Source organism: Pantoea sp. Nvir (assembly GCF_009829915.1).
GTDB lineage: Bacteria > Pseudomonadota > Gammaproteobacteria > Enterobacterales > Enterobacteriaceae > Pantoea.
The window spans coordinates 1-22,524 of sequence record NZ_SZZW01000007.1; the positions used below are offsets into that span (position 1 = coordinate 1).

The 22,524-nt window shown below is 39.8% G+C and carries 18 protein-coding genes; 4 read left to right on the forward strand and 14 right to left on the reverse strand.

Features of this window, described 5'->3' with window-relative positions:
• Positions 1-190: 190 nt before the first annotated feature.
• Positions 191-1,042, reverse strand: a complete 852-nt coding sequence (gene murI, locus FD729_RS04715; protein ID WP_159932131.1) for a glutamate racemase — start codon at positions 1,040-1,042, stop codon at positions 191-193.
• 1,344 nt (positions 1,043-2,386) lie between these two features.
• Between murI and FD729_RS05395 the strand changes: the two genes are divergently transcribed.
• A complete protein-coding gene (locus FD729_RS05395) occupies positions 2,387-2,554 on the forward strand; it encodes a hypothetical protein (RefSeq protein ID WP_159932132.1) in 168 nt (55 codons plus the stop codon).
• Between the two features lie 193 nt (positions 2,555-2,747).
• On the forward strand, positions 2,748-2,876 hold the full coding sequence (locus FD729_RS05400; RefSeq protein ID WP_159932133.1) for a hypothetical protein: 129 nt from the start codon (positions 2,748-2,750) through the stop codon (positions 2,874-2,876).
• A 380-nt stretch (positions 2,877-3,256) separates the two neighbouring features.
• On the opposite strand, the gene fabR is transcribed toward FD729_RS05400, so the two are convergent.
• The 5 genes from fabR to argC form a co-directional block, all read right to left on the reverse strand.
• Positions 3,257-3,907, reverse strand: a complete 651-nt coding sequence (gene fabR, locus FD729_RS04730) for an HTH-type transcriptional repressor FabR (protein WP_159932134.1) — start codon at positions 3,905-3,907, stop codon at positions 3,257-3,259.
• 1,554 nt (positions 3,908-5,461) lie between these two features.
• A complete protein-coding gene (gene argH / locus FD729_RS04735) occupies positions 5,462-6,838 on the reverse strand; it encodes an argininosuccinate lyase (protein WP_159932135.1) in 1,377 nt (458 codons plus the stop codon).
• 83 nt (positions 6,839-6,921) lie between these two features.
• Entirely contained in the window at positions 6,922-8,145 is a 1,224-nt protein-coding gene (locus FD729_RS04740) for an argininosuccinate synthase (protein WP_159932136.1), read from the reverse strand.
• Between the two features lie 24 nt (positions 8,146-8,169).
• Positions 8,170-8,946, reverse strand: a complete 777-nt coding sequence (gene argB, locus FD729_RS04745; protein WP_159932137.1) for an acetylglutamate kinase — start codon at positions 8,944-8,946, stop codon at positions 8,170-8,172.
• Between the two features lie 15 nt (positions 8,947-8,961).
• Entirely contained in the window at positions 8,962-9,963 is a 1,002-nt protein-coding gene (gene argC, locus FD729_RS04750; RefSeq protein WP_159932138.1) for an N-acetyl-gamma-glutamyl-phosphate reductase, read from the reverse strand.
• Between the two features lie 170 nt (positions 9,964-10,133).
• Here argC and argE point away from each other — a divergent pair, with 170 nt between their 5' ends.
• Positions 10,134-11,282, forward strand: a complete 1,149-nt coding sequence (argE, locus tag FD729_RS04755; RefSeq protein WP_159932139.1) for an acetylornithine deacetylase — start codon at positions 10,134-10,136, stop codon at positions 11,280-11,282.
• 1,225 nt (positions 11,283-12,507) lie between these two features.
• On the opposite strand, the gene sodA is transcribed toward argE, so the two are convergent.
• The 6 genes from sodA to dnaT form a co-directional block, all read right to left on the reverse strand.
• The gene (gene sodA, locus FD729_RS04760) at positions 12,508-13,125 is read right to left on the reverse strand and encodes a superoxide dismutase [Mn] (protein ID WP_159932140.1); all 618 of its coding nucleotides are present in this window, start codon (positions 13,123-13,125) and stop codon (positions 12,508-12,510) included.
• 155 nt (positions 13,126-13,280) lie between these two features.
• Positions 13,281-14,084 carry a formate dehydrogenase accessory sulfurtransferase FdhD gene (gene fdhD / locus FD729_RS04765; protein WP_159932141.1) on the reverse strand — a complete coding sequence of 268 codons (804 nt, stop codon included), beginning with the start codon at positions 14,082-14,084 and terminating at the stop codon, positions 13,281-13,283.
• A 229-nt stretch (positions 14,085-14,313) separates the two neighbouring features.
• On the reverse strand, positions 14,314-16,386 hold the full coding sequence (gene glyS, locus FD729_RS04770) for a glycine--tRNA ligase subunit beta (RefSeq protein WP_159932142.1): 2,073 nt from the start codon (positions 16,384-16,386) through the stop codon (positions 14,314-14,316).
• Between the two features lie 9 nt (positions 16,387-16,395).
• On the reverse strand, positions 16,396-17,307 hold the full coding sequence (glyQ, locus tag FD729_RS04775; RefSeq protein WP_159932143.1) for a glycine--tRNA ligase subunit alpha: 912 nt from the start codon (positions 17,305-17,307) through the stop codon (positions 16,396-16,398).
• Positions 17,308-17,585: 278 nt separating this feature from the next.
• Positions 17,586-18,326 (reverse strand): DNA replication protein DnaC, encoded by a 741-nt coding sequence (dnaC, locus tag FD729_RS04780; protein WP_159932144.1) that lies wholly within the window; start codon positions 18,324-18,326, stop codon positions 17,586-17,588.
• A gap of 2 nt (positions 18,327-18,328) precedes the next feature.
• Positions 18,329-18,865, reverse strand: a complete 537-nt coding sequence (gene dnaT, locus FD729_RS04785) for a primosomal protein DnaT (RefSeq protein ID WP_159932145.1) — start codon at positions 18,863-18,865, stop codon at positions 18,329-18,331.
• A gap of 14 nt (positions 18,866-18,879) precedes the next feature.
• Here dnaT and FD729_RS05360 point away from each other — a divergent pair, with 14 nt between their 5' ends.
• Positions 18,880-19,014 (forward strand): hypothetical protein, encoded by a 135-nt coding sequence (locus FD729_RS05360; RefSeq protein ID WP_255456227.1) that lies wholly within the window; start codon positions 18,880-18,882, stop codon positions 19,012-19,014.
• Positions 19,015-20,191: 1,177 nt separating this feature from the next.
• Here FD729_RS05360 and ibpA read toward each other — a convergent pair.
• Together ibpA and yidA are read right to left on the reverse strand one after the other, a co-directional pair.
• Complete coding sequence (ibpA, locus tag FD729_RS04790) at positions 20,192-20,608, reverse strand: small heat shock chaperone IbpA (protein ID WP_159932146.1); 417 nt, start codon at positions 20,606-20,608, stop codon at positions 20,192-20,194.
• Between the two features lie 1,023 nt (positions 20,609-21,631).
• A complete protein-coding gene (yidA, locus tag FD729_RS04795) occupies positions 21,632-22,441 on the reverse strand; it encodes a sugar-phosphatase (protein WP_159932147.1) in 810 nt (269 codons plus the stop codon).
• Positions 22,442-22,524 lie beyond the last annotated feature (83 nt).

Genomic DNA, 22,524 nt, shown 5'->3' on the forward strand with positions numbered 1-22,524 from the left:
GCTTTTATTCTTCAGAGTCAATCTCTTTTTTCAGAGATTTTCTCCGGGTTACTTAGCTGCTAAGTCTCCTGAATATCATACTCCGTTAGCTTTCGCGAGTGTCAGTAAAAATGCATTATAGGAAGTTTTTTAGCAGATAAGCACTAACTTTAAATTAATTTCTGAAAAAACATATTTCCAAATCATCAAACTAAACTACCACTTTTTCCAGAGATGGAAACCCATAATGTTTTAGAGTAGGCGATAATTGCAGAACCTTACTATTCAATTCTGTACAAAACGCACAGTTTATGTGAGAAGATTGTACACTAGGTATTTCATGTTCCAATAACCACGCTGTTCGGCGAGCAATTGCTGTTCCAGAATCTATCAGATATGTGCCTTTAGGCAGTACTTGCTGTAACTCTTGGCGTAGTAGGGGAAAATGAGTACAACCCAATATAGCTGTGTCAGGAGGTTCTCTCATGAGTAACCAAGGCTGAATGACGCGCCTGACATCATGTAAGGAAATGGTCTGACCATGGAGCTTTTCTTCCGCTAATTTCACTAGTTCTGCTGAGCCCAGCATTACAATCTGACAGGAAGTAGCAAACTGTGATACTAAATGATGTATATAAGAACGCTGCACTGTTGCACGGGTTGCTAGCAACCCTACAACCCCATTACGAGTTAGGCGTACTGCAGGCTTAATTGCCGGCACCACTCCTATAACAGGAAAATCGAAGTGCGTACGAAGCGCCGGTAAGGAAACTGTACTTGCAGTATTACAAGCTATAATACAAAGTGAAATCGAATAACGTCTAGCGATCGCGCCAACAACGATGTGAACAACGCGTTCAATAATATACTCTTCGCTCTTTTCACCATATGGAAAACCTACATTGTCAAATGCATAGATATAACACAGATCCGGCAGTCGTTGTCTGACCTCATCATACACAGAGAGACCGCCTACTCCAGAATCAAACACTAGCACAGTAGGACGCGAGTTAGATGTAACTAACTTTGACGTAATGTTCCCTTTCTGGAGTTTTGTTGTCATTTATTATCTCATAGATTTTATTAAACAGGTTATAATTCTATCCACCGAAAATAGCAGATGCAACGCATCTGAATACAAGAACGAGATTTCACAATTTACATTGTCCACTTTTATGAGAAAGCTAGAATAGCTATTTTAATTATATTAAAGCAACCGCCATAGATAATAGTACGTAGTCTATGAGTCGAAACTTATAAAGTTATAAGTTGTCTTATATGGCTAATATTTCTTTCTATTGAAAGAATACAGTTATCCGTCGGTAACTTATATTAAGAGTATCAACGTAATCATATGAAATATGCTCGCTCAACAGAGCAATCATCGAAAGGATGCTATCGGCTACACCCCTTTGTAAAGTATTCTTTATTTAAACGGTATCAATAGGTCACTAAATTGTAATCAATATATATTTGTAATCAATATATATAAAGTAGATACTGTGCGCATCGTCATTATTAAATAGATATCGTGCTTAAAACGTGGTCCGGTATCCTTAATCTGAATGTAAAAACAACGCGCATTTCTCTGATAGCTATTGTATGGTCAAGACCGTTATATTATTATATAGCCATAGTGCTTTTATTATAGCCCACTAAAGTTAGCTAAAGTATCACTAATAGCTTAATCATATTTATCATGTCGCTCAACATCTAGAGCAATTTTATAAGTTTTACTATCGAAAGCAGTAACCTAACTAAGTGTGAAGGATGGAAAATTCCTCTTGGCAATTCTGCAAATAAATAATGTTAATAAGATAACCATTTCAAAAGGCAGGCGACTCTGCACCAAACACGATAAAGAAACAAGAATTTTTATTCTCCATAAAAATTCAAAAAATAAAAAAGAATGCTGAAAAGACAAAATTCATATAACATGTTTGATCTTCTTTAGACTAAGAATTATAGCTATAGAAGCCTTCCTATATCATTCTATGACTATATCCACTATCCACTAATTTCTGAAAAGAAATTCTTTATTGCTATTTATTCGTTCCAAAAGTATACTATTTTTAGCGCCTGAGGCAAAGATGTGTAGTTCTCCACTTAGTCATTGCTTAATACGTGTTGAGTTTCACCTTTGTCACAATGAAGAAGATCTATATCATATCATCATATTCAATCATAAGATCACGCCAGCCAATTGATTAATACTCTGATACCGAAAATGACCGGGTGATACATAATAGACATGTATTGCTTCATAAGTTGTTTTAAATGAACTATCTTTTAATCCTAACAGGCAAGATAGTTATCTCACTCTTTTATCATAGCAAGGCTAGAAACCGAGTGGATTAAAGAAGCTAGGTGGTCGCTGTGAAATGCATTATAAGCATAGAGTTATTCAATGCAACTAGTAGGTAGGCGCGGCATAAAAACTAAAATCTATTTCCATAAATATTCTATAGATGAACGATTATTGGTAACGGGTTGTGAAATAATTTATCGCCAAATGGAAATAGTTTTACTTAGCCCAATACAGAAGATGAATATTCAGATGGTAGAGTGGGGTTAGTTAGATATATCTAAAAAAGATCGTGTAGCGATCTGTTAGAACTATACAGCGGTAATGTAAAATGTAAATTTCTAGCTAGCGCTTACGAATGATTTCAGTCGCTAATATGTGAATGAAATATAGAAAGCATCTGTAAAGACTGCACTTACATACGCATTCAAAGTTCAATATTACAGTCAACTAGATTGATAACTTGAAGATTATAAGCATGGCAGCGATAGAGTTGATCAAACCTATAAAAGACGTGAGCAAATTTAAAATTTTGCAAGAAAAATATCTGAAAAACTATAAATATGAAACGTTCATTGTTGATCCGTTATGAAGTGAGCTAGATGAAGATACAGTAAAGACTACGCAAGATTTCAGCACGCTCTATACCTCATCTCTCCTATAATTCGAGATACTATACCAAAAACCTACAAAATCCCATATAAATTTACATCTTTTCCTGTTTTGAACTGTTCAATCACTCTCCCTCTACACGGAGGTGGAGTATGGTTAATGCTTAAAAATGAAAATAGTTGACTAATAGCCACCCGCCCATAAACACGAATAATCTAATCTAGCTAGATTAGAAAGTTGGTTATTTTTTTGTTTTTTATTCTATACAAAGAGTATCAACAGGGTAAGGTTAGCTAACTTACAAAGTTAGTAGTACACTTTTTTAAAAAACTATATTAAGTTAATAGAACTTATAATGGTTTAATTATTAAATTTTTCTATAGAAAATTTTAAGTTCTTCTGCTCACGCTGACACCAGCGATAAGCCCCTTTAGCGATCATACGCAATTGTAACACTAAACGATCCTCAAGATTGTTGCTACGTTGATCATCAATATCGATATCCAGAGCTTCTGCGCCCGCATTAAAAACAATCGTCACCATTGCTTCTGCCTGTGCTTCGATAAAGCTACGTGGCATACGACTTTCCACTTCAATGTAATCTGCTAGCTCAGTGATGAAATGCTGAATTTCACGAGCTACTGCGGCGCGAAAAGCCGTAGAAGTGCCAGAACGCTCACGTAAAAGCAGGCGAAACGAGTTAGGATTATTGCCAATAAATTCCATAAAGGTAGATACAGAGGTTTTAATGATACTACCACCTTTGGCGATACGCTGACGCGCCTGACGCATTAGCTGACGCAGCATCAGCCCACTCTCATCAACCATTGTTAGACCAAGTTCGTCAACGTCCTTAAAATGACGATAAAAAGAAGTAGGTGCGATCCCTGCTTCCCTGGCAACCTCACGCAAACTTAAGCTGGAGAAGCTATGTTCAGCACTGAGTTGGCTAAATGCCGCTTCTACCAGAGTACGTCTTGTACGCTCTTTTTGTTGCGATCTAACGCCCATTCTATTTGCCTTGTGACAATTTGAAGAGGCACTATAACAAAATTTTCGGTATACATCAGGACAAAGTTACAACTAACTATGAACATCACACTTTATAAAACTGGGGAAGAGCTTATTTGTTAAAATTTAATATGGTCAGTTAGATCTGATCTTTTTTAAGATATATTTAATATCAATAGAATATGTTTTTTCATTTGAACATCTTACGAGTACACTACTGTATTCTTCTTCTACGGATTAGAAGAAGAAGAAACTTCTATGGTCTTTGGAAAGTAGAAAATAATGTTTAGAGATTATTTTAATAATAAATCAACGACATGCAATATATACAGTATGTAATATAATGTCATTCTCTTCCCGGTACTTCACTAGGTAATCAACCGTATCATGAAATTTTACCAGACCTAATTTGTTTATCGGACTTGATTGATGCGCTTATTGAGCATAAGATCTCACCATAGAGAATGATTCTCATAGGTTCAATGATACTAAAAGATACTAAAATTATACAATCGAACGCGATATTCATAAGTACTAGCTTAGCGGCTAGTTTTTATTTTTAGAAAATATCGGCGTATATATATCTTTTATATTCTACTGAATATAAAAGATATATATACGCTTCCTTCGAGTAGCAACGATAGCACTGAGTAAGGTGTCCTATTCTATAGGACACCTTACTCAATTTAAACACTCGGTATGAATTAACTGTCTAAATGAATGTGATCAATTTAAAAAATCTGCCCCCAATGGGAGAAACTAAATTTCAGAAATTTACTGCTTTATCAAACAGATGGAAAGGACTATTGACATTGATCAATTCATTATAATGAAGAAAAAATGCGGGATATATCATTATCTCCACCTCCTGCTGTGCTTCTTCCTGACTATAAAATTCCTTAATATAAAAACATACTTTCAAAGTATCAAAGTATTAGTATTTTACATATCATAGTTTATATCAACGAAGAGCCGGAATGTTTATATTACAGAATTGGTAAAAAAGCAGTTTTTCCCTCTCTCATAGAGATACTCTCTATCTATCGATCCTTAAATCATCTGTCAAGTTACAGCAAGCTTTGCCAGATATTAGCTAAGTACAAAAGTAATTTCATATCTTTTTAAGTACAGTGAAATGATTAAATATTAGAATCAGCCTAAGCAAAAATATTAGTTTTATTGCAAATGGCAACGGCAAGTTTACGCATAGCTAGTTGAGAAAATAGACTGCAGTTGCGATGTACGTTTACACCATAAATTATTCTCACTTTCTATTAAAGTAGGCGATACTTTCTGTATCAGAAAGTCACATATTGACAAATGATGAAATTGACATTCAATGTGGTAAGATTATCCTTGGATAGGATCGACCACCTTCAGCCTGCGTGCCACATCAATTTATACCGCGAAAGATATCAAACGTACTTGTAACAGCTATATCGTAGTCCCTACAGCTAATATAGCGCAATAGATACATGTTAATAACATCAAAGACTAACAATATCATCCTAAAGACTAAACTTTTAATGAATCGCCTATAAAAATAGCATAATATTATGGCGCTAGACGCTTTTCCGCTTCAGTAATAGCGAAGGCTACTTGCTGAGGTGCAACACCACCTCTAACGTTACGTTTCTCTAAGCAAGATCGCAGAGCTAAAATATCATAAACATCTTCTTCAATCACTACACTGAACTGCTTCAGTTGCGCCAGCGACAGTTCTTCTAGCACCACACCGTGCTTCATCGCTTCCAATACCACTTTACCCACTATATGGTGGGCTTCACGAAATGGTACGCCTTTCGCCACTAAATAATCTGCCATGTCAGTCGAGTTAGAATATCCCTGCTCTACTGCTTGCTGACAGCGTAACCGTTTTACTTGAATATTATCTAGCACTATTACAGACATATACAGACAATCAAGCCAAGTATCGAGTGCGTCGAACAGACCCTGTTTATCTTCCTGCATATCTTTATTATAGGCTAAAGGCAACCCTTTTAGGGTCATCATTATACTGGTCAGTGCACCTTGCACACGACCGCATTTGCCACGAATCAGTTCTAGTACGTCAGGATTTTTCTTCTGCGGCATTAGTGATGACCCAGAAGTCACTATATCAGAAAGCTCGATAAAATCAGCCTCCTCTGTGTTAAAGAAGATCAAATCTTCCGCAAAACGCGATAGATGCACCATGCCAATCGAGGCGTCAGCGAGCAGCTCCAGCACATGATCGCGATCAGATACTGTATCAAGGCTATTACGCGTTGCGGAAGCAAATCCCAAATGGCAAGCGAGCTGTTCACGATCTATTTTGTAGGCAGTACCCGCTAAAGCACCACAACCAAGAGGACTGACGTCGAGACGTTTTAGTGTATCCTGCAAGCGGGTTTCATCACGCATTAACATCTCTACATAGGCAAGACACCAGTGCGCAAAAGTCACCGGCTGTGCACGCTGCAGATGGGTATAGCCTGGCATCACCGCATCCTGATTTACTTTAGCAGTCGATACCAGCGCCTTTTGTAGATCACGCATTGCACCCAGAAGCACCATCACTTGTGTTTTACACCAAAGTTTCAGATCAGTAGCGACCTGATCGTTACGACTTCGCCCGGTGTGCAATTTTTTTCCTAATACACCAATTTTCTTAATAAGCTCTTCTTCAACCCAGCTGTGAATATCTTCGGCTTTGCTACTCAAAATATGCTCAGGATTAGCCTGCACCTCAGCCAGCAACTTTTTCAGCGTCTGTTCCAATAGATACTGCTCAGAGTTGCTCAGAACGTTAACCGTTACTAATGCCTTAGACCAAGCGATAGAAACAATAATATCTTGTTCTGCCAAACGATAATCAAAGTGCAGTGAGTCATTAAACTGTTTGAAACGTTGGTCTGCTATTTGGGTAAAACGTCCACCCCAAAGTGCCATATAAAACTCCTTGAAATTTTCAAAAGAAAACATCCTTAAAATAAAGTACTCTGTGAAATTTGGCGATATTACCGACAGGAATATCATTTCTTTTTTTTATGCTGATTAAGGGCACGTATACGTGATGAGAGCGAGAAAAGACGGATAAATCCCCCTGCATCACGATGTTCATAAACCTTGTCCTCACCGAAGGTAGCAAAATCTTCTGAGTAGAGGCTATTAGATGAAATTTTCTGAATCGCTGTAGCCTGACCTTTATATAGCTGTAGCACCACTTCCCCATCGACTTTTTCTGCTAGAGATTGGGCGGCCGCTTGGATGGATTTACGCAGTGGTGCGAACCAACGTCCGTCATAAACCACGTAAGACATTTCAAGACCTAATTGTTCGCGCCACTTGAAACTATCACGATCCAGTACCAGCTGTTCCACCGCACGTAGAGCGTTCACCATAATAGTGCCACCAGGAGTTTCGTAACAACCACGAGATTTGATACCTACCAAACGATTTTCTACGATGTCTATACGGCCTATACCGTGCTTTATGCCGATGGCGTTAAGTGTTTCTAGGCAATGAAACGGGCTCATTTTTTCTCCGTTCACTGCCACGACACAGCCTTTTTCGACGGTCACAGTGACGTTTTCCGGCTGATCTGGCGCTTCCAGCGGATCGACAGTCCATACCCAGCAATCCTTATTCGGTGCATTAGATGGATTTTCTAGTACACCACCTTCAGTAGAGATATGCCAAGCATTTTCATCACGACTGTAGATTTTTTCCAGCGAAGCAGTTGTTGGGATATTTCGCTCTTTCAAATAGTTCAAGAGTACTTCACGGGAACTCAGATTCCACTCTCGCCATGGCGCGATCACTTTCAACTGTGGTGCTAATGCATTGTACGTAGTCTCAAAACGTACCTGGTCGTTGCCTTTACCAGTAGCGCCATGGCACAGCGCTTCCGCACCAACCTTTAGCGCTAATGCAACTTGTGCTTTAGCAATAATAGGCCGCGCCATAGAGGTTCCTAGCAAATAAGTACCTTCATAAAGTGCGCCGGTTTGCAGCACCGGATAGATATAGTCGCGGATAAACTCTTCTCGTAGATCAACCATGTAGAATGCAGATGCGCCTGATTGAATAGCTTTTTGCTCAATGCCTTCCAAATTGCGGCGCTCCTGACCAATATCTGCCACGAACGCGATTACTTCACATCCACCGTAATTTTCTTTTAGCCACGGAATAATAGCGGAAGTATCTAGACCACCGGAGTAAGCTAATACAATTTTTTTAATATTTTTCATACTCATATTATCATCCTATAATCTATTTAGTTAAATAAGGATGCGGGTGCCAATCGATACACCATTAAAAAGTTTGGAAAGTTGTTCTGCGTGACGCCAGCTGGCGATACTCACAGGTCGACCTAGAGTGTGCGCTGCATCGAGCGCCGCATGCACTTTTACAATCATGCCGTCAGTTATGATACCTTGTTTGATAAGATGCTCCGCTTTTTCAGCATTTATTTCTGCGAGGAGCTGGCCTTTTCCATCTAGAATACCACTCACGTCGGAGAGTAATACTAGATCGGAATTTATCATTGCCGCCAGCACAGTAGCAGCTTGATCTGCATTAACGTTCATCAACTCTCCATCATCGGTAATGCCGATAGAGCTGATGATGGGCATATAGCCTGCTGCTAGCAGAGTATTCAGTAGCAATGGATTACCAGGCGTGGCCTGTCCGACATGTCCCAGTGCTTCATCGAACTGCGCCACCTTTACTAAATCTGCGTCTCCCAAGCTCAGTCCAACTGCCTTCATGCCATATTTTTTTGCCCATGCAAGCAATGTTTTATTGGCAGTGCCTGCCAGCACGCCGGTAATGAGATCAATCTGATCGGCAGGCGTCATGCGCAATCCATTTTTCTTTTTCACCGGCAGCAACAGTTTTTTCATTAGCTCATCTACCAAGCATCCACCGCCGTGAACGATTATCAGTGATCGTTGGCAGGAATGGTGACACTTTAACAAGGCATAGAATAACCGTGACAGTGCTTCTTTGCTATCAAGTAGCACGCCTCCCAGTTTGATAATTAATGGAGTTGTCATGTGCATCCTTTTTCTTTAAATCAGTGACTGCGTTTCAGGGAAACCGAAGCGGATATTCATACACTGCACTGCTTGTGACGCGGCTCCTTTTAGAAGGTTATCTTCTGCTGCAACAATGATTACATGTTCATCTTGCACCTCGAAACCAATATCACAGAAGGGTTGACCAACTACTGCTTTTAGCGACGGTACACCCTGCTGATAAACCCGTACCAGCGGTTTATCGTGATAGGCATTATGGAATGCGGCCACTATATCAGCGCGATTGACGTCTGGCTGCAGGCGACAGGTAATAGTTGCTAGAATTCCACGCGAGAAGTTACCGAGATGCGGGGTAAAAATTACTGGCACGCCGAGATGTGCTACAATCTCTGGTTGATGTCGGTGATTAAATAGGTTATATGGCTGTAGACTAACTTCACAGAAGTTAGTATGAATGCTTGCCTTACGTCCTGCACCGCTAACGCCGCTGATGGCGTTAATCACTGGCCATTGGTTAGAGTTAAGTAGTAAACTGTTTACCAAGGGTTTCAGAGCTAGCTGGGCCACAGTAGGATAACACCCTGGTACCGCTACTAGTTGTGCCTCTTTGATTTTATGATGGTTCCACTCTGCCAATCCGTAGACTGCTCTATCCAGCCAAGTAGCATACTGATGAGTAAAACCGTAAAACTGTTTATAAAATTCGCTGTCATTAACTCGGAATGCACCAGAAAGGTCAAATACAACGCAATCGTCTTTTAAAAATTTTGGCACTAGATCGTGGCTAACTTCGTGGGCTGTGGCGAGAAACACTATGTCGTGATCCGCCCATTCAGTGGGGCTACTCAGTGGTTGTAAGGATAGATCTACCACTCCCTTTAGATGAGGATGAAGATCTGATAAACGCTTTCCAGCGTCCGTACTTTGCACTGAAACTGCCAAAAAATTTATGTTAACATGTGGATGACGATTGAGGAAGTTGACGAGCTCTGCACCAGCATAACCACTGGCACCCACAATCAATGTATTCAACATCAGGATGTATACCTTATTTACTACGGTCACATGTTGGGGGCCATGAAATTATCCCGTTACATACGATGTAATTTGCGAAAGATTTTTGTTTTTAATACAAACCACATTAATTTATATTTATTCAATATAAGTGCATAATATTTTGTATTCTAACTTAAGGATCATCAACAGTGAAGGCAAAATTGCCATCCTTTATCGAAATTTATCGCCAGCTCATTGCAATTCCGACTGTTAGCTCGCTTGATTCAACTCTAGATCAGAGTAATGAAACATTAATTAATTTGCTAGCAGGCTGGTTTTACGACCTAGGCTTCAGTGTCAAAGTTCAACCAGTACCCGGCACACGACATAAATTCAACATGCTAGCCCGCACTGGCAACAGCGTGGGCGGCCTACTTTTATCCGGACATACTGACACAGTGTCTTTTGACGATAAGCACTGGAGTCACGATCCTTTTACCTTGACAGAGTACGATAACAAACTCTATGGCTTAGGTACCGCGGATATGAAAGGTTTCTTTGCTTTTGTTCTTGACATGTTATGCGATGTTGACATCAGCAAATTCAGTAAGCCGCTCTATATTCTCGCCACCGCTGATGAAGAAACCACTATGGCTGGCGCAAAATATTTCTCCGAAACGGCGAATATTTATCCAGACTGCGCTATTATTGGTGAGCCGACTTCCTTAAAACCGACCAGAGCGCATAAAGGTTATATGTCTTATGTGATCCGAATACAGGGACAATCTGGCCACTCCAGCAACCCAGCACATGGCGTTAACGCCATTGAACTAATGTATGAAGCGATTAACCATTTAATGCAGCTGCGCAATATTCTGCGAGAGCGCTATCGCCACGACGGCTTCTCTATTCCCTATCCAACTATAAACTTTGGTCATATTCACGGAGGTGATGCAGCGAACCGGATTTGTGCCTGCTGCGAGCTGCATATGGATATTCGTCCACTACCAGGTATGATGCTAAAAGATCTAGAAGGGCTGCTTAATGAGTTTCTGGCGCCTATCAGCGTACGCTGGCCTGGACGCCTAACTGTTACATCGTTACATCCGATGATTCCTAGCTATGAGTGCCCAGCAAGTCATGAAATCGTCACTTTAGTGGAAACATTGCTCGGGACGCCAACAAAAATAGTAAACTACTGCACTGAAGCACCATTTATTCAAACAATTTGCCCTACGTTAGTTTTAGGCCCTGGATCAATCAAGCAGGCACATCAGCCAGACGAATTTATTGATACTGCATTTATTAGACCAACTCTCGAATTGATTTCCCAGATTGTGCAATATTTTTGTCGCTGAAATTTAATAAAGATGGAAATTTCTATTAAGACATAAATTGCTCTAATCAACAAATAGAATATTTATTGGTCATAGCAATTTATTATGCTCTTTCCTGAGACAATTCTAAAGAATAAAGACTTATACGATTTTAGGTTTAATAAGTATTTTTTGTATGCAGTTAAAAAAAGTTAGAGGCAAAATTTTTAAAAAATTTAAGTATACTAATTAAATTGCCAGCGGATACTTGCTATTCCCTTAAAAAGGCACTATAACCCAGCATCCCTTATCCAGTAGGGGTGATTAGTGCACTTTTTAAAATTTATAAAGAAGCAACGACTCTCATTTTAAAGGTATCACTAAATTGTCCGTGAAATGTTTCCAATAACAAGTTGTTGGTTATAGTATGTGCTTACAACAGGTGGCTTCTTAGCCTTAACATATAATGATATCTTTCTTTAACACTGCCAGCCCAAAAGGGAGTAAGCAGCTGCTATATCCTGATCTGACCAATTTACTGGGATTGCACGAATAAAAAACCCGGAAACTGCCCTACGCTTTATTTATTCATCACTACAGAAATGTGCTAATAATGGACATTTTTACCAAATCGGTTAATTTCTAGATATGCTGCACAACAGCGCAGAATGTTTGGACTTAACGCTATATGGGATCGTATTTTAGCCGCTGTTTAAATAGATACATTATCTATGTGTAACTTTAATATTAAAATAATGATATCCATCCCCAAGGCATAAATTTGATGAATACGGATACATTAGATGCGTTTTTATACAGTCTTTGTATCAGAATATTGCTTCAATATATTATATGAGACTATTCCTATTTATATCTCTCCTATTTAGATAACCTTATAGGATGATTATCCTCCACGGAGTCAGAAACTCGTTGCAACTAACAGGAGGGTGCTTATATGTCTCATATCTGGAGGGTGGTCACGTACAGGGATGATTAAAACTTTCTTTATATCTGACCAAAATATTATTTTTAATATAGCTATAGTAGGATGCTGAAAACAGATGAGTTAAAAAACAAGAGCGACATTTGTTTATAGTGAACAGAGCTCCAACAACATAAAGAGTACCCTCTGGCAGTACGCGTTTTAGGAAATGCCTCACTTTCATTTAGTCCCCTCAATATTTTTGGTGTTAGTTTAAACAAACCATATTTAAAACATGAAAACCGGTGCATTAACCCACCGGTTTCGCTTCCTAACATAACAAAATTATTTTGTAAAGGAGAAACGCACAGCCGCCTCATCCCAATTCACCACGTTCCAAAAAGCTGAGATATAATCAAGACGCCTGTTCTGATATTTTAGGTAGTAAGCGTGTTCCCAGACGTCTAAACCAAAAATTGGATATCCTGACGTACCGGAAATAACTTCTCCCATTAATGGATTATCTTGGTTTGTAGTAGACACTACGGCCAGTTTTTCACCTTTTTTTACTAGCCAAGTCCAACCTGAACCGAAGTGGCTAGCAGCAGTTTTCTCAAACTCTTCCTGGAATTTTTTAATGCTACCAAAATCTTTCTCTATAGCCGCTTTCAAATCGCCTTGCAGCATAGTACCAATTTTAAGACTTTTCCAAAAAAGGCTATGGTTAATATGACCGCCTGCATTATTGCGCAACACAGTTTTTTTATCTGACGGTACCTGATCTAATTTAGTGACGAGATCTTCAACCGACATATCAGCGAATCTGGTCCCTTCTAAGGCTATGTTAGCATTATTAACGTAGGTTTGGTGATGTCTATTATAATGAATTTCCATTGTCTGCTTGTCAAAGTATGGCTCCAGTGCATTATAGGCATAAGGCAGGGATGGTAGTAAATAACTCATCTTTATTTCCTCTCTATTTCATATTTAGGCGGTACCGCTTAATGAGTATGCCGCATTAGTAATTTGATCATTGTAGTTATAATTATGATTCTGGAAATGGTAATCAATGCCCAATTACACATCGTTTTTACAGCTTGGTAGTATTAAAAAATCCTTTAACGTAAGCGCTGAGGATGGGTATAAACTGTTGCACGTCCTGGTTTGCTAAAGCCTACTAGTGTGAGGTTACAGCGTTCTGCCATATCAACGGCAAGACACGTCGCTGCAGAGACCGCAAACACAATTTCAACACCACATCTAGCAGATTTTTGCACTATCTCATAGCTGGCGCGGCTAGACACTAAAACTGCACCATTACCCCAGTCTGCGCAGCTGCGATAACCGAGAAGCTTATCCAGAGCGACATGACGCCCAACATCCTCACAACCGCCAGCTAATTCGCCATCCGAGCACATCCAAGCTGTTGCATGCGTACAGCCAGTTTGCTGGCCAATCGGCTGAAAAGTGTTAAGCTGGCTCAGTCCGCGATCTAACATCTCTAAATCGAACTTTTGAGTAAAAAGTAGTGGCTGCACTGACTGGCTAATTTGTTCTATTTTTTCAATACCGCATATTCCACAGCCGGTGCGTCCTGCTAACGTACGCCGCCGCTCCTTTAATGCCATAAAGCGGCGGCTAGAGAGTTCGATATGTATCTTAATGCCATGATGGTTTGGTACGACATCCAGACCAAAAATTTCGCGAGGAGTATTGATAATGCCTTCCGATAAAGAAAAACCGATGGCGAATGCCTCCAGATCTTTTGGCGTTGTCATCATCACAACGTGGGAAATGCTATTATAAACTAGTGATACGGGCACTTCGTCCGCCACCCAATCGAGATGTTTTTTATCAAGATTCGTGCGTTGCCACACTAGTGCTTTACAAGCACCTGTATGAGTGGTTGCATTTTCTCTCATGATTTTCCGACAAGCATTCAAAGAGTATTACCTAGTGTTAAATAATCATTAAATCTTTCGCTTATTTAATAAAAAATATTTATGTTTTCTTTTAAATATAAAAACTTTTTTTAAAAAAATTTTAAATTTTATTGAAATTAATTGCAGATAGTTATCTCCTTTGTAGGGACCTACAATAGGGCAAAGAAAAGAAAGATAAAAGAGTCTTTTTGCCATTTAACATTCTCGCCTATCGCTTCAATAACGAAATATCTGCGACCTGTAAGAAAAGATCGCGTAGTTTCGCTAGTAGCGTTAAACGATTAATGCGCACTTCAACATCATCGGTAATTACCATGACTCTATCAAAGAAGTCATCTACAGATTCACGTAGCTGTGCCAATTCAATTAGCGCATCCTTATAGCGTCCTTCAGCAAAGTATAGCTGTAACTTATCACTCAAAACTGTGACAAAGGTTGCGAGCTGAATCTCTTCGTTCTCCTTCAGTAAGGACGTTTGCACGGAGCTATTCAGCATTTCATTTGATTTCGCGAGAATACTAGAAACACGCTTATTTGCCAATGCCAGCGCTACCGATTCGTCGAGCGTACGGAAGTATGAAACTGCCCTCATACGTGCATCAAAGTCAGTCGGACGGGTTGGACGGCACGCCATTACAGCCTGCAGTGTATCGACACTATAACCCTCTTCGTGATACCAGTTACGGAAGCGGCATAGTATAAAATCAATGATATGGTTAACAATATCACCCCTATTGATCTTTTTGCCGTACAAACGCACTGCTTCTTCAGACAAACTTTGTAAATCTAGCGGTAGGTTCTTATCAACGATAATACGTAGAACACCCAGTGCGGCACGGCGTAACGCAAATGGGTCTTTATCTCCTTTCGGAGACTGATCAATGCCGAAGATACCAGCTATAGTATCCATTTTATCAGCGATTGCCAGTGCACAACCTACCAGGTTAGAAGGCAGATCATCTTTGGCATATCGAGGTTGATACTGTTCATTCAACGCCACCGCTACATCTTCTGCTTCACCATCATGACGCGCATAATGCATTCCCATTACACCTTGGATATCGGTAAACTCAAATACCATATTAGTCATTAGGTCGCATTTAGAGAGTAACCCGGCGCGCTTGGCATAATTAACATCCGCACCGATTTGTGAGGCTATCCAACCTGCTAGCGCCTGAATACGAACAGTTCTATCTCGCAGTGTCCCAAGTCCTTTTTGGAATACCACGTTTTCAAGACTCGGTAAATTATCTTCTAAACGCTTTTTACGATCAGCGTTAAAAAAAAACTCAGCATCTGCAAGACGTGGGCGCACTACTTTCTCATTACCGGTAATAATCTGTTGCGGGTTACTCGATTCAATATTGGTGACGAAGATAAAATTCGGTAGTAATTTACCTGTTCCATCATAGACTGGAAAATATTTCTGGTCGCGTTTCATAGTATAGACCAACGCTTCCGCTGGTACTTTAAGAAACTTCTCTTCGAATGTTGCGACCAACACGACTGGCCATTCTACCAGTGAAGTGACCTCTTCCAATAAGTTTTCACTTAGGTCGACTTTACCTCCTAAGTAACGTGCCGCTGCCGCTACTTCTACTTTAATTTTCTCCTTACGGATGGCATAATCAGCTATTACCTTGCCACGTTGTTCTAAAATACTAGGATAGTCATCTGCGTTATCAATAATGAATTCGATATCTCCCATAAAGCGATGGCCGCGGATTGTACGTTGTGATTCAATACCTAGTATAGTAGCTGGAATCAGCTCTTCACCCATCAACAGCGTCACAGTATGTACTGGGCGCACAAACTCTACATCGCTTGCGTTCCATCGCATTAGTTTATGGATAGGAAGTTTACCAAGTGCAGACGCAATTATTTTAGGCAGCAGCGACTTGGCAGATTTGCCTTTTACTTGCGTACGGTATAACAGCCATTCACCTTTATTAGTACTCAACCGATTAGCCTGTGCAAGAGTAATACCATGACCACGTGCCCAACTTTCTGCTGCTTTAGTTGCATTTCCATTAGCGTCAAAAGCAGCGGATAAAGCTGGGCCGCGTTTTTGAACTTCGTGACTTGGCTGTACCATGCTCAACGAAGCGACTTTCAGTGCTAGACGACGGGGCGTAGCAAACCAGTGCACCTTACCGTGCGCTAGTCCCATGCTATCCAGTTCAACAGTGACGTGCATAGCAAAAGCCTCAGCAAGATTGCGTAGTCCTTTCGGGGGTAGTTCTTCAGTGCCGATTTCTACCAAAAAAGTTTTTTCATTCATATCTGTCCCTTACTTGCTATGATTGTACAGTGGAAATCCTAGTGCCTCACGAGAGGCATAGTAGGTTTGAGCTACTGCTTTAGTCAGGGTACGGATACGAAGAATATAGCGCTGACGCTCGGTCGCAGATATTACTTTACGCGCATCCATCATGTTAAAACTATGTGCAGCTTTCAGGATACGCTCATAAGCTGGCAGAGGCAGAGGTTTTTCCAGGTCCAGCAACTGTTGTGCTTCTTTCTCGTATTGTTCGAAGCAAGTAAAAAGGAAATTAACGTCAGCGTATTCGAAGTTATAAATTGATTGCTCAACTTCGTTCTGAAAAAACATGTTACCGTAAGTAGTTTTACCTAGTGTGCCGTCACTCCAGACTAGGTCGTAGACGCTGTCGACGTCCTGTATATACATCGCTAAACGTTCTAGACCATAGGTAATTTCGCCAGTCACTGGCTTACATTCCATACCACCCACCTGCTGAAAGTAAGTGAACTGTGTCATTTCCATACCATTGAGCCATACTTCCCAACCAAGTCCCCACGCTCCTAGTGTCGGGTTCTCCCAGTTGTCTTCAACGAAACGAATATCATTCATGGCGAGATCGATGCTCAATTCTTTCAACGAGCCTAGATAAAGTTCCTGAATGTCGTGAGGCGATGGTTTTATGATTACCTGGAACTGATAATAATGTTGTAAACGATTAGGGTTTTTGCCGTAGCGTCCGTCGGTCGGACGGCGCGATGGCTGTACATAGGCAGCAGCAATCGGCTCAGGTCCAAGTACACGCAAACAGGTTATAGGATGTGAAGTACCTGCACCAACTTCCATATCTAACGGCTGAACGATGGTGCAGCCCTGACGCATCCAGTAATCTTGTAATGCAAGGATAAGGCCCTGAAAGGTTTTTGTATCGAAATATTGCATGATAAATTCGCGCGTATGTCAGGCAAATGAAAATAGAGGTCTATAGTATATCCTTTGAATAAACGATATACAGCCATAAATAATTTCTAGCGTAGAATTGCTAGACGGGTTCAAATAGAGAATAATGGCTGGGTGCTTGTTTTATAATAAGATAAGACACAATAATTGCATGTTAGAACACTGCTTTTTAAGCTATGTTAAACAACTTTGAGCAGAAAGTGGTCAAGGTAAAAAAAACATAAAAAACTAAGTGAAATCCGGGGCACTGGATAGTAAGACTAATACTCATCACCGCGCACACGGCTACGATAACTATCCCAGGCAAAACGTACCCACATGCTATTCCCAAGGCGCATGCGGTCCATCACCCGTTCACCTAGCAGAGTATTCATACCTTCTGGATCTAAATTAGAAAGCATACCAGTGGGCCTTTTCGACGAAGAACGGCGATCAACGATCTGATTGATAACTACCTTTTCATAGCGTGATTCACTTTGCATGCCTATTTCGTCAATAACTAGCAAATCAACAGTGCTTAGATCCTGTAATAATCTTTCTTCAGTAATATCGCTACCGCTGATAAAGGTCCCTTTCATGCTCGACATTAAATCCGCTACAGTGACAATCAACACACTTTTACCTCGTAAGATTAAGTCATTACCGATAGCAGCCGCCAGATGATTTTTTCCAGTACCAGGGCGACCAGAGAAGACAAAGCTAGCAATACTGCCTTCGAATTCATCTGTATACTGACGTGCCATCGCCAACGCCCGACGCTGGCCTTCATTTTCGACACGGTAATTATCGAACGAGCAGTTCATATGTAGCTCGCGGATGCCAGAACGTCCCATTATTCGTTGCATCTTCATAGCACGGTTTTCCCTTACAATAGACTCTGAGCATAGGCGACCCTGTTCCTGATTCCATGCTAATAGTTCTTCACCAGTAGTGAATTTTGGCTGTACATTAGCGGGCATCATTTTTTTGAGACGTACAAAGATTTCAATAGGGTTTTTCATTTTTATTGTTCACCTCGAAAACCATCGGGAATACTGTAATCAGTATTGCTGATTTGCGTGATGTCACGTTTCGGTTGACTACCATTAACGGAACGGTTTACCTGAACACTACGTGCCAGCTTCTGTTGCCATTGTATATGATGGAACATGCGTCCTTCAGCTTGCCAATAAGTGATAAATGCTGCTAGCTCAGAGGATGTTACCGGCTTACTCAGTGACACACCCCAGATGGCAGCCTGCTGCTGGAAATCGGCATCAGGTTTCCAGCCTGAATACATAGCGAACTTGCCGACCGGCGTCAACGAGGTGATATGAAGATTGTCATATAGGCTGTCATCTAGTATTACATCGCTAGGCTGCAGTGAAGCCTCTAGAGCTAGCAGATGCGCCAACCTTTCTGGCGTTACGGCATAAAGAACCGGTACATCATTGTCCAGAACTGCAAGAGTTCCATTTTCCGCCTGTTGCAGCATCTGGCGAGGGTCCTGACGGAAAGCGTCCATGCCAATAAGCGTAGAAGTAAGAATTTTAATTAACATGAGGAAACCTGATATTGACCCGTAAGTTACTCCAGCAACGAGCTAGCGTAGAAGGTTTTATTGTACATTTTATAGCGGCACTGATCGCCAAAAAATATAGGACTCAGGAAGAGTATACAGCCGATTTTATGGAAGGATTTTCTAATTAGTTTCAACTATGGCGAATACCGCATGGTAGTTAGTGTATGACCGTATATAGACATTAAAATCGAACTAGAAAGCTTTTTAGGCTACACCACAAGGAACAGTATTGTAAATAATAGAAAAGATGTACTTTCACAAGTGTATTGTTGAAATTTCTTCGTACATGTTTTAAATAAAACTAAGAGTGACTTACTAATTATGAGGTGTTACTCATCTACCCTTATCACTTTATTCCATATCAAGAAGTAGCACTAAAGCTCGATCAAGTTGATTACAAATACTCTAAAACCTCAATATAAGTATGACCATATAGAATCATTCACATCAATACTGACTTCTTAAGACCATTATACCATTTATGTTTAATGGTACGTTACAGCTGGAAATCAGACTAATAACATTTAAGCTAGCCGGGATCTACCGTAGAATAGACTACCATTTTAGTAGTCAGCGATTTCTCAGTGGCACCTCCTAGGCGGCACTTCTATTGTATGCAGGGTAGTGCGGTTTTAACGCGCAGTCTTTGGTTATATCCTGAAGGTAATTATTTTAATCAGAAAAATTATTTCAGATAGTAGCGCTGCGTTCTTTTAGAAAAAATTAATCTTTTGAAAGACATTATTACCCACTCCGATGCATTGTCCGTACAACGGATTTGTGCAACTGAAATATCCCATGCAATACCACAGAAGATTATCAATCATTATTATAACATCTTCTTATTTAAAGAATTAAGGTCGTTTAATATCCTATTGTCATATGGATAGACAATACCACTGTACCAGTAACTTGTCAGTTAACAAATTATAAAAAGCATCAGCAATGTTATAGTACGCTATATTTTCTGTAGAAAATATTCTAATAACTTGGCTTTGAACTTACTATGTAATTAATACTTTCTATTTTTGAAAAACTTAATTTGCATATTTATTTAGAAAACCATTTTAAGTAAGAAAACTTAGAGAATCACAAATAAAATACAGTCGTGTTTGATTTTCTCCACATAGTAACAAGAATAGATGGTGACATAATTAGATGGGTAAAAAATCTCCGACTCAGAACATCAAATCTTAAGTGAGCAAGGAAAGAAAATAATTTACTCCACATTACCCCAATATGCATCCACAGCCGCATATTGCTTTCCATAAAAGACACACTTTGTCTCAGTTTTCACTATTCAGGTTAATTCATAATTTCTATGCGTCGCGGTTTCGCTTCGTCGGGAATAATGCGTTCCAAATCTATATTAAGCAAACCATTTTCCAGACGTGCGTCGCGGACGACAATATGTTCGGCCAGTTGGAATTTACGCTCGAAGTTACGCTCAGTGATACCTTGATAAAGATATTTACGCTCTGATTTTTCTTCAGGATGAGTCCCACGCACAATCAGTACGTTATCTTGGGCGTAAATTTCTAATTCACCCTGAGCAAAACCTGCTACCGCAATAGTAATACGATAGTGATTTTCACTGACAAGATCGACATTGTATGGAGGATAACCACTATTGCTTTGATTCTGGTTGGATTCTAGCAAGTTGAACAACCGATCAAACCCGATAGCAGAACGATAAAGCGGAGCAAGATCAAAATTACGCATTAAATGACTCCCTATATTCATCAGATCTTTGAAACATTCAATTATATTGCAGATCGAAAGGGATCTTAATGCCCCCCCTTATCGATGATAATTAGTTCTTCCGTAACATTGAAATGGGTATTCCCATGCTACTTTCAAGAGACTAAACGCATTTTTTTGCCAGTGCAATGCTCTTTTGGCTTAAATGACACTTAACAAAGATTTCGCCTTGCGCAATTATAAATTAAAACATTACATCTTTAATAAATAAAATATGGTTAAAGAGGGAGCGTGTATTGCAGAGCGATTTCTTACCCTTCTGGTATAACAGATTACCATTAAAATGCACAAAAGAACGAGTATAATGCTTGATAATAAAAAACAACCGGGCGATTATCGCTGATGTTTATTGTACACAAATGAACGCGACCCTATGACCTTACAAGGGTAATAGTTTTATTTTACCATCTGGTTCGGTTTGCACAATTGTTTACCAAAGCTCTGTCCTATCACATAGGGCATAACAAGGATTTAAGGCATTACTGTCATAGCCATAGTGTCAATTCTCCTTATATTTTCCTTATACATTAGTAGTTGTTACGGATAAAGTAGAAGTAGATATGATCTAAAGCCTTTTCACTAAAAAAGGTCGGCACCGCTATTTTCCTCACTTTCTTCTATCTTATTGTTTACGGAAGCCATTGCCTAATTATTTTCTTTTTACACAGAGCAACTAAGATAGGCAGAGAACTGCACCTATCCATAGCTAATTTACCTACACAAATCTCTTTATCTACTGTCGCGACGAAAAAATTTCATCTATCTTTTTTTTATTTTACGATATTGTTGAGTTATAAAATTATTTTTTTATGCTATTTATGCACCATAGCTACCTCTGTAATATCAGAGGTCTCTGGACAGAGCGGCGCTGCAAAATCAACTCATGATACTCTATCGGATATTAAAGCAGATAGTTTTATGGTAAAAATGGTAAAAGAGGAAAAGAGCAAGACAAAAGATAATACAAGTCATCTGTGCAAAAAATTAAAGTACCAGATTTTCTATTGCGTATACGACACCATCTTCCATATTGCTTTTGGTGATAAACTGCGCAATCTTCTTAATAGAATCAATAGCGTTCCCCATAGCCACGCCCGTACCTGCGTATTTAATCATCGCTAAATCGTTCTCCTGATCGCCAATCGCCATTACTTCTTCACGCGCGATACTCATCTTTTCCGCCAACATTTTTAAACTTCGACCTTTGTTAACTCGACAGTCAAGAATTTCTAGATAATATGGTGCACTTTTAAGAATAGTGTAATTTTGTTGGGCTTTGCTAGGCAGCTGCTGAACAGCAGCATCCAATAGGCTAGGATCATCAATCATCATTAATTTAGGGAAACGGATGTTATGATCCATTTCATCTACCGAACGATAGCGCACCGGAATGCCAGTTAAGCTCGCTTCATGAATAGTATACTTACTAAGATCCTTGTTCGGCGTATAGAGCGAATCTTTATCAAATGCCTGGAAATGGACGCCTAACTCGCGTGCCAGTTTTTCAATATAGACGTAATCATCAAAACTTAATGTAATCTCTGATACGCATTCACCATCTTTTGCCTTCTGCACCAGTGCACCATTATAACTGATACAGTACTGGCCTTTATCGACTAGACCAAGTTCTATGAGGTAGCGCTTGATGCCAACATAAGGACGACCAGTTGCCAGTACTACAGCTACGCCTTTCTTACGAACATGATCGATAGCTAACTTTACACCCGAGGTGAGTTCATAATGCGAGTTAAGAAGTGTTCCGTCTATATCTATTGCAACTAATTTTATGGCCATAACATCCTCATTAATTCAGAGTTTTGCTTAAATGCAAGCGCTATTTAACTAAAGTTTACTAGCTTCAATACTATTTTTTTAGC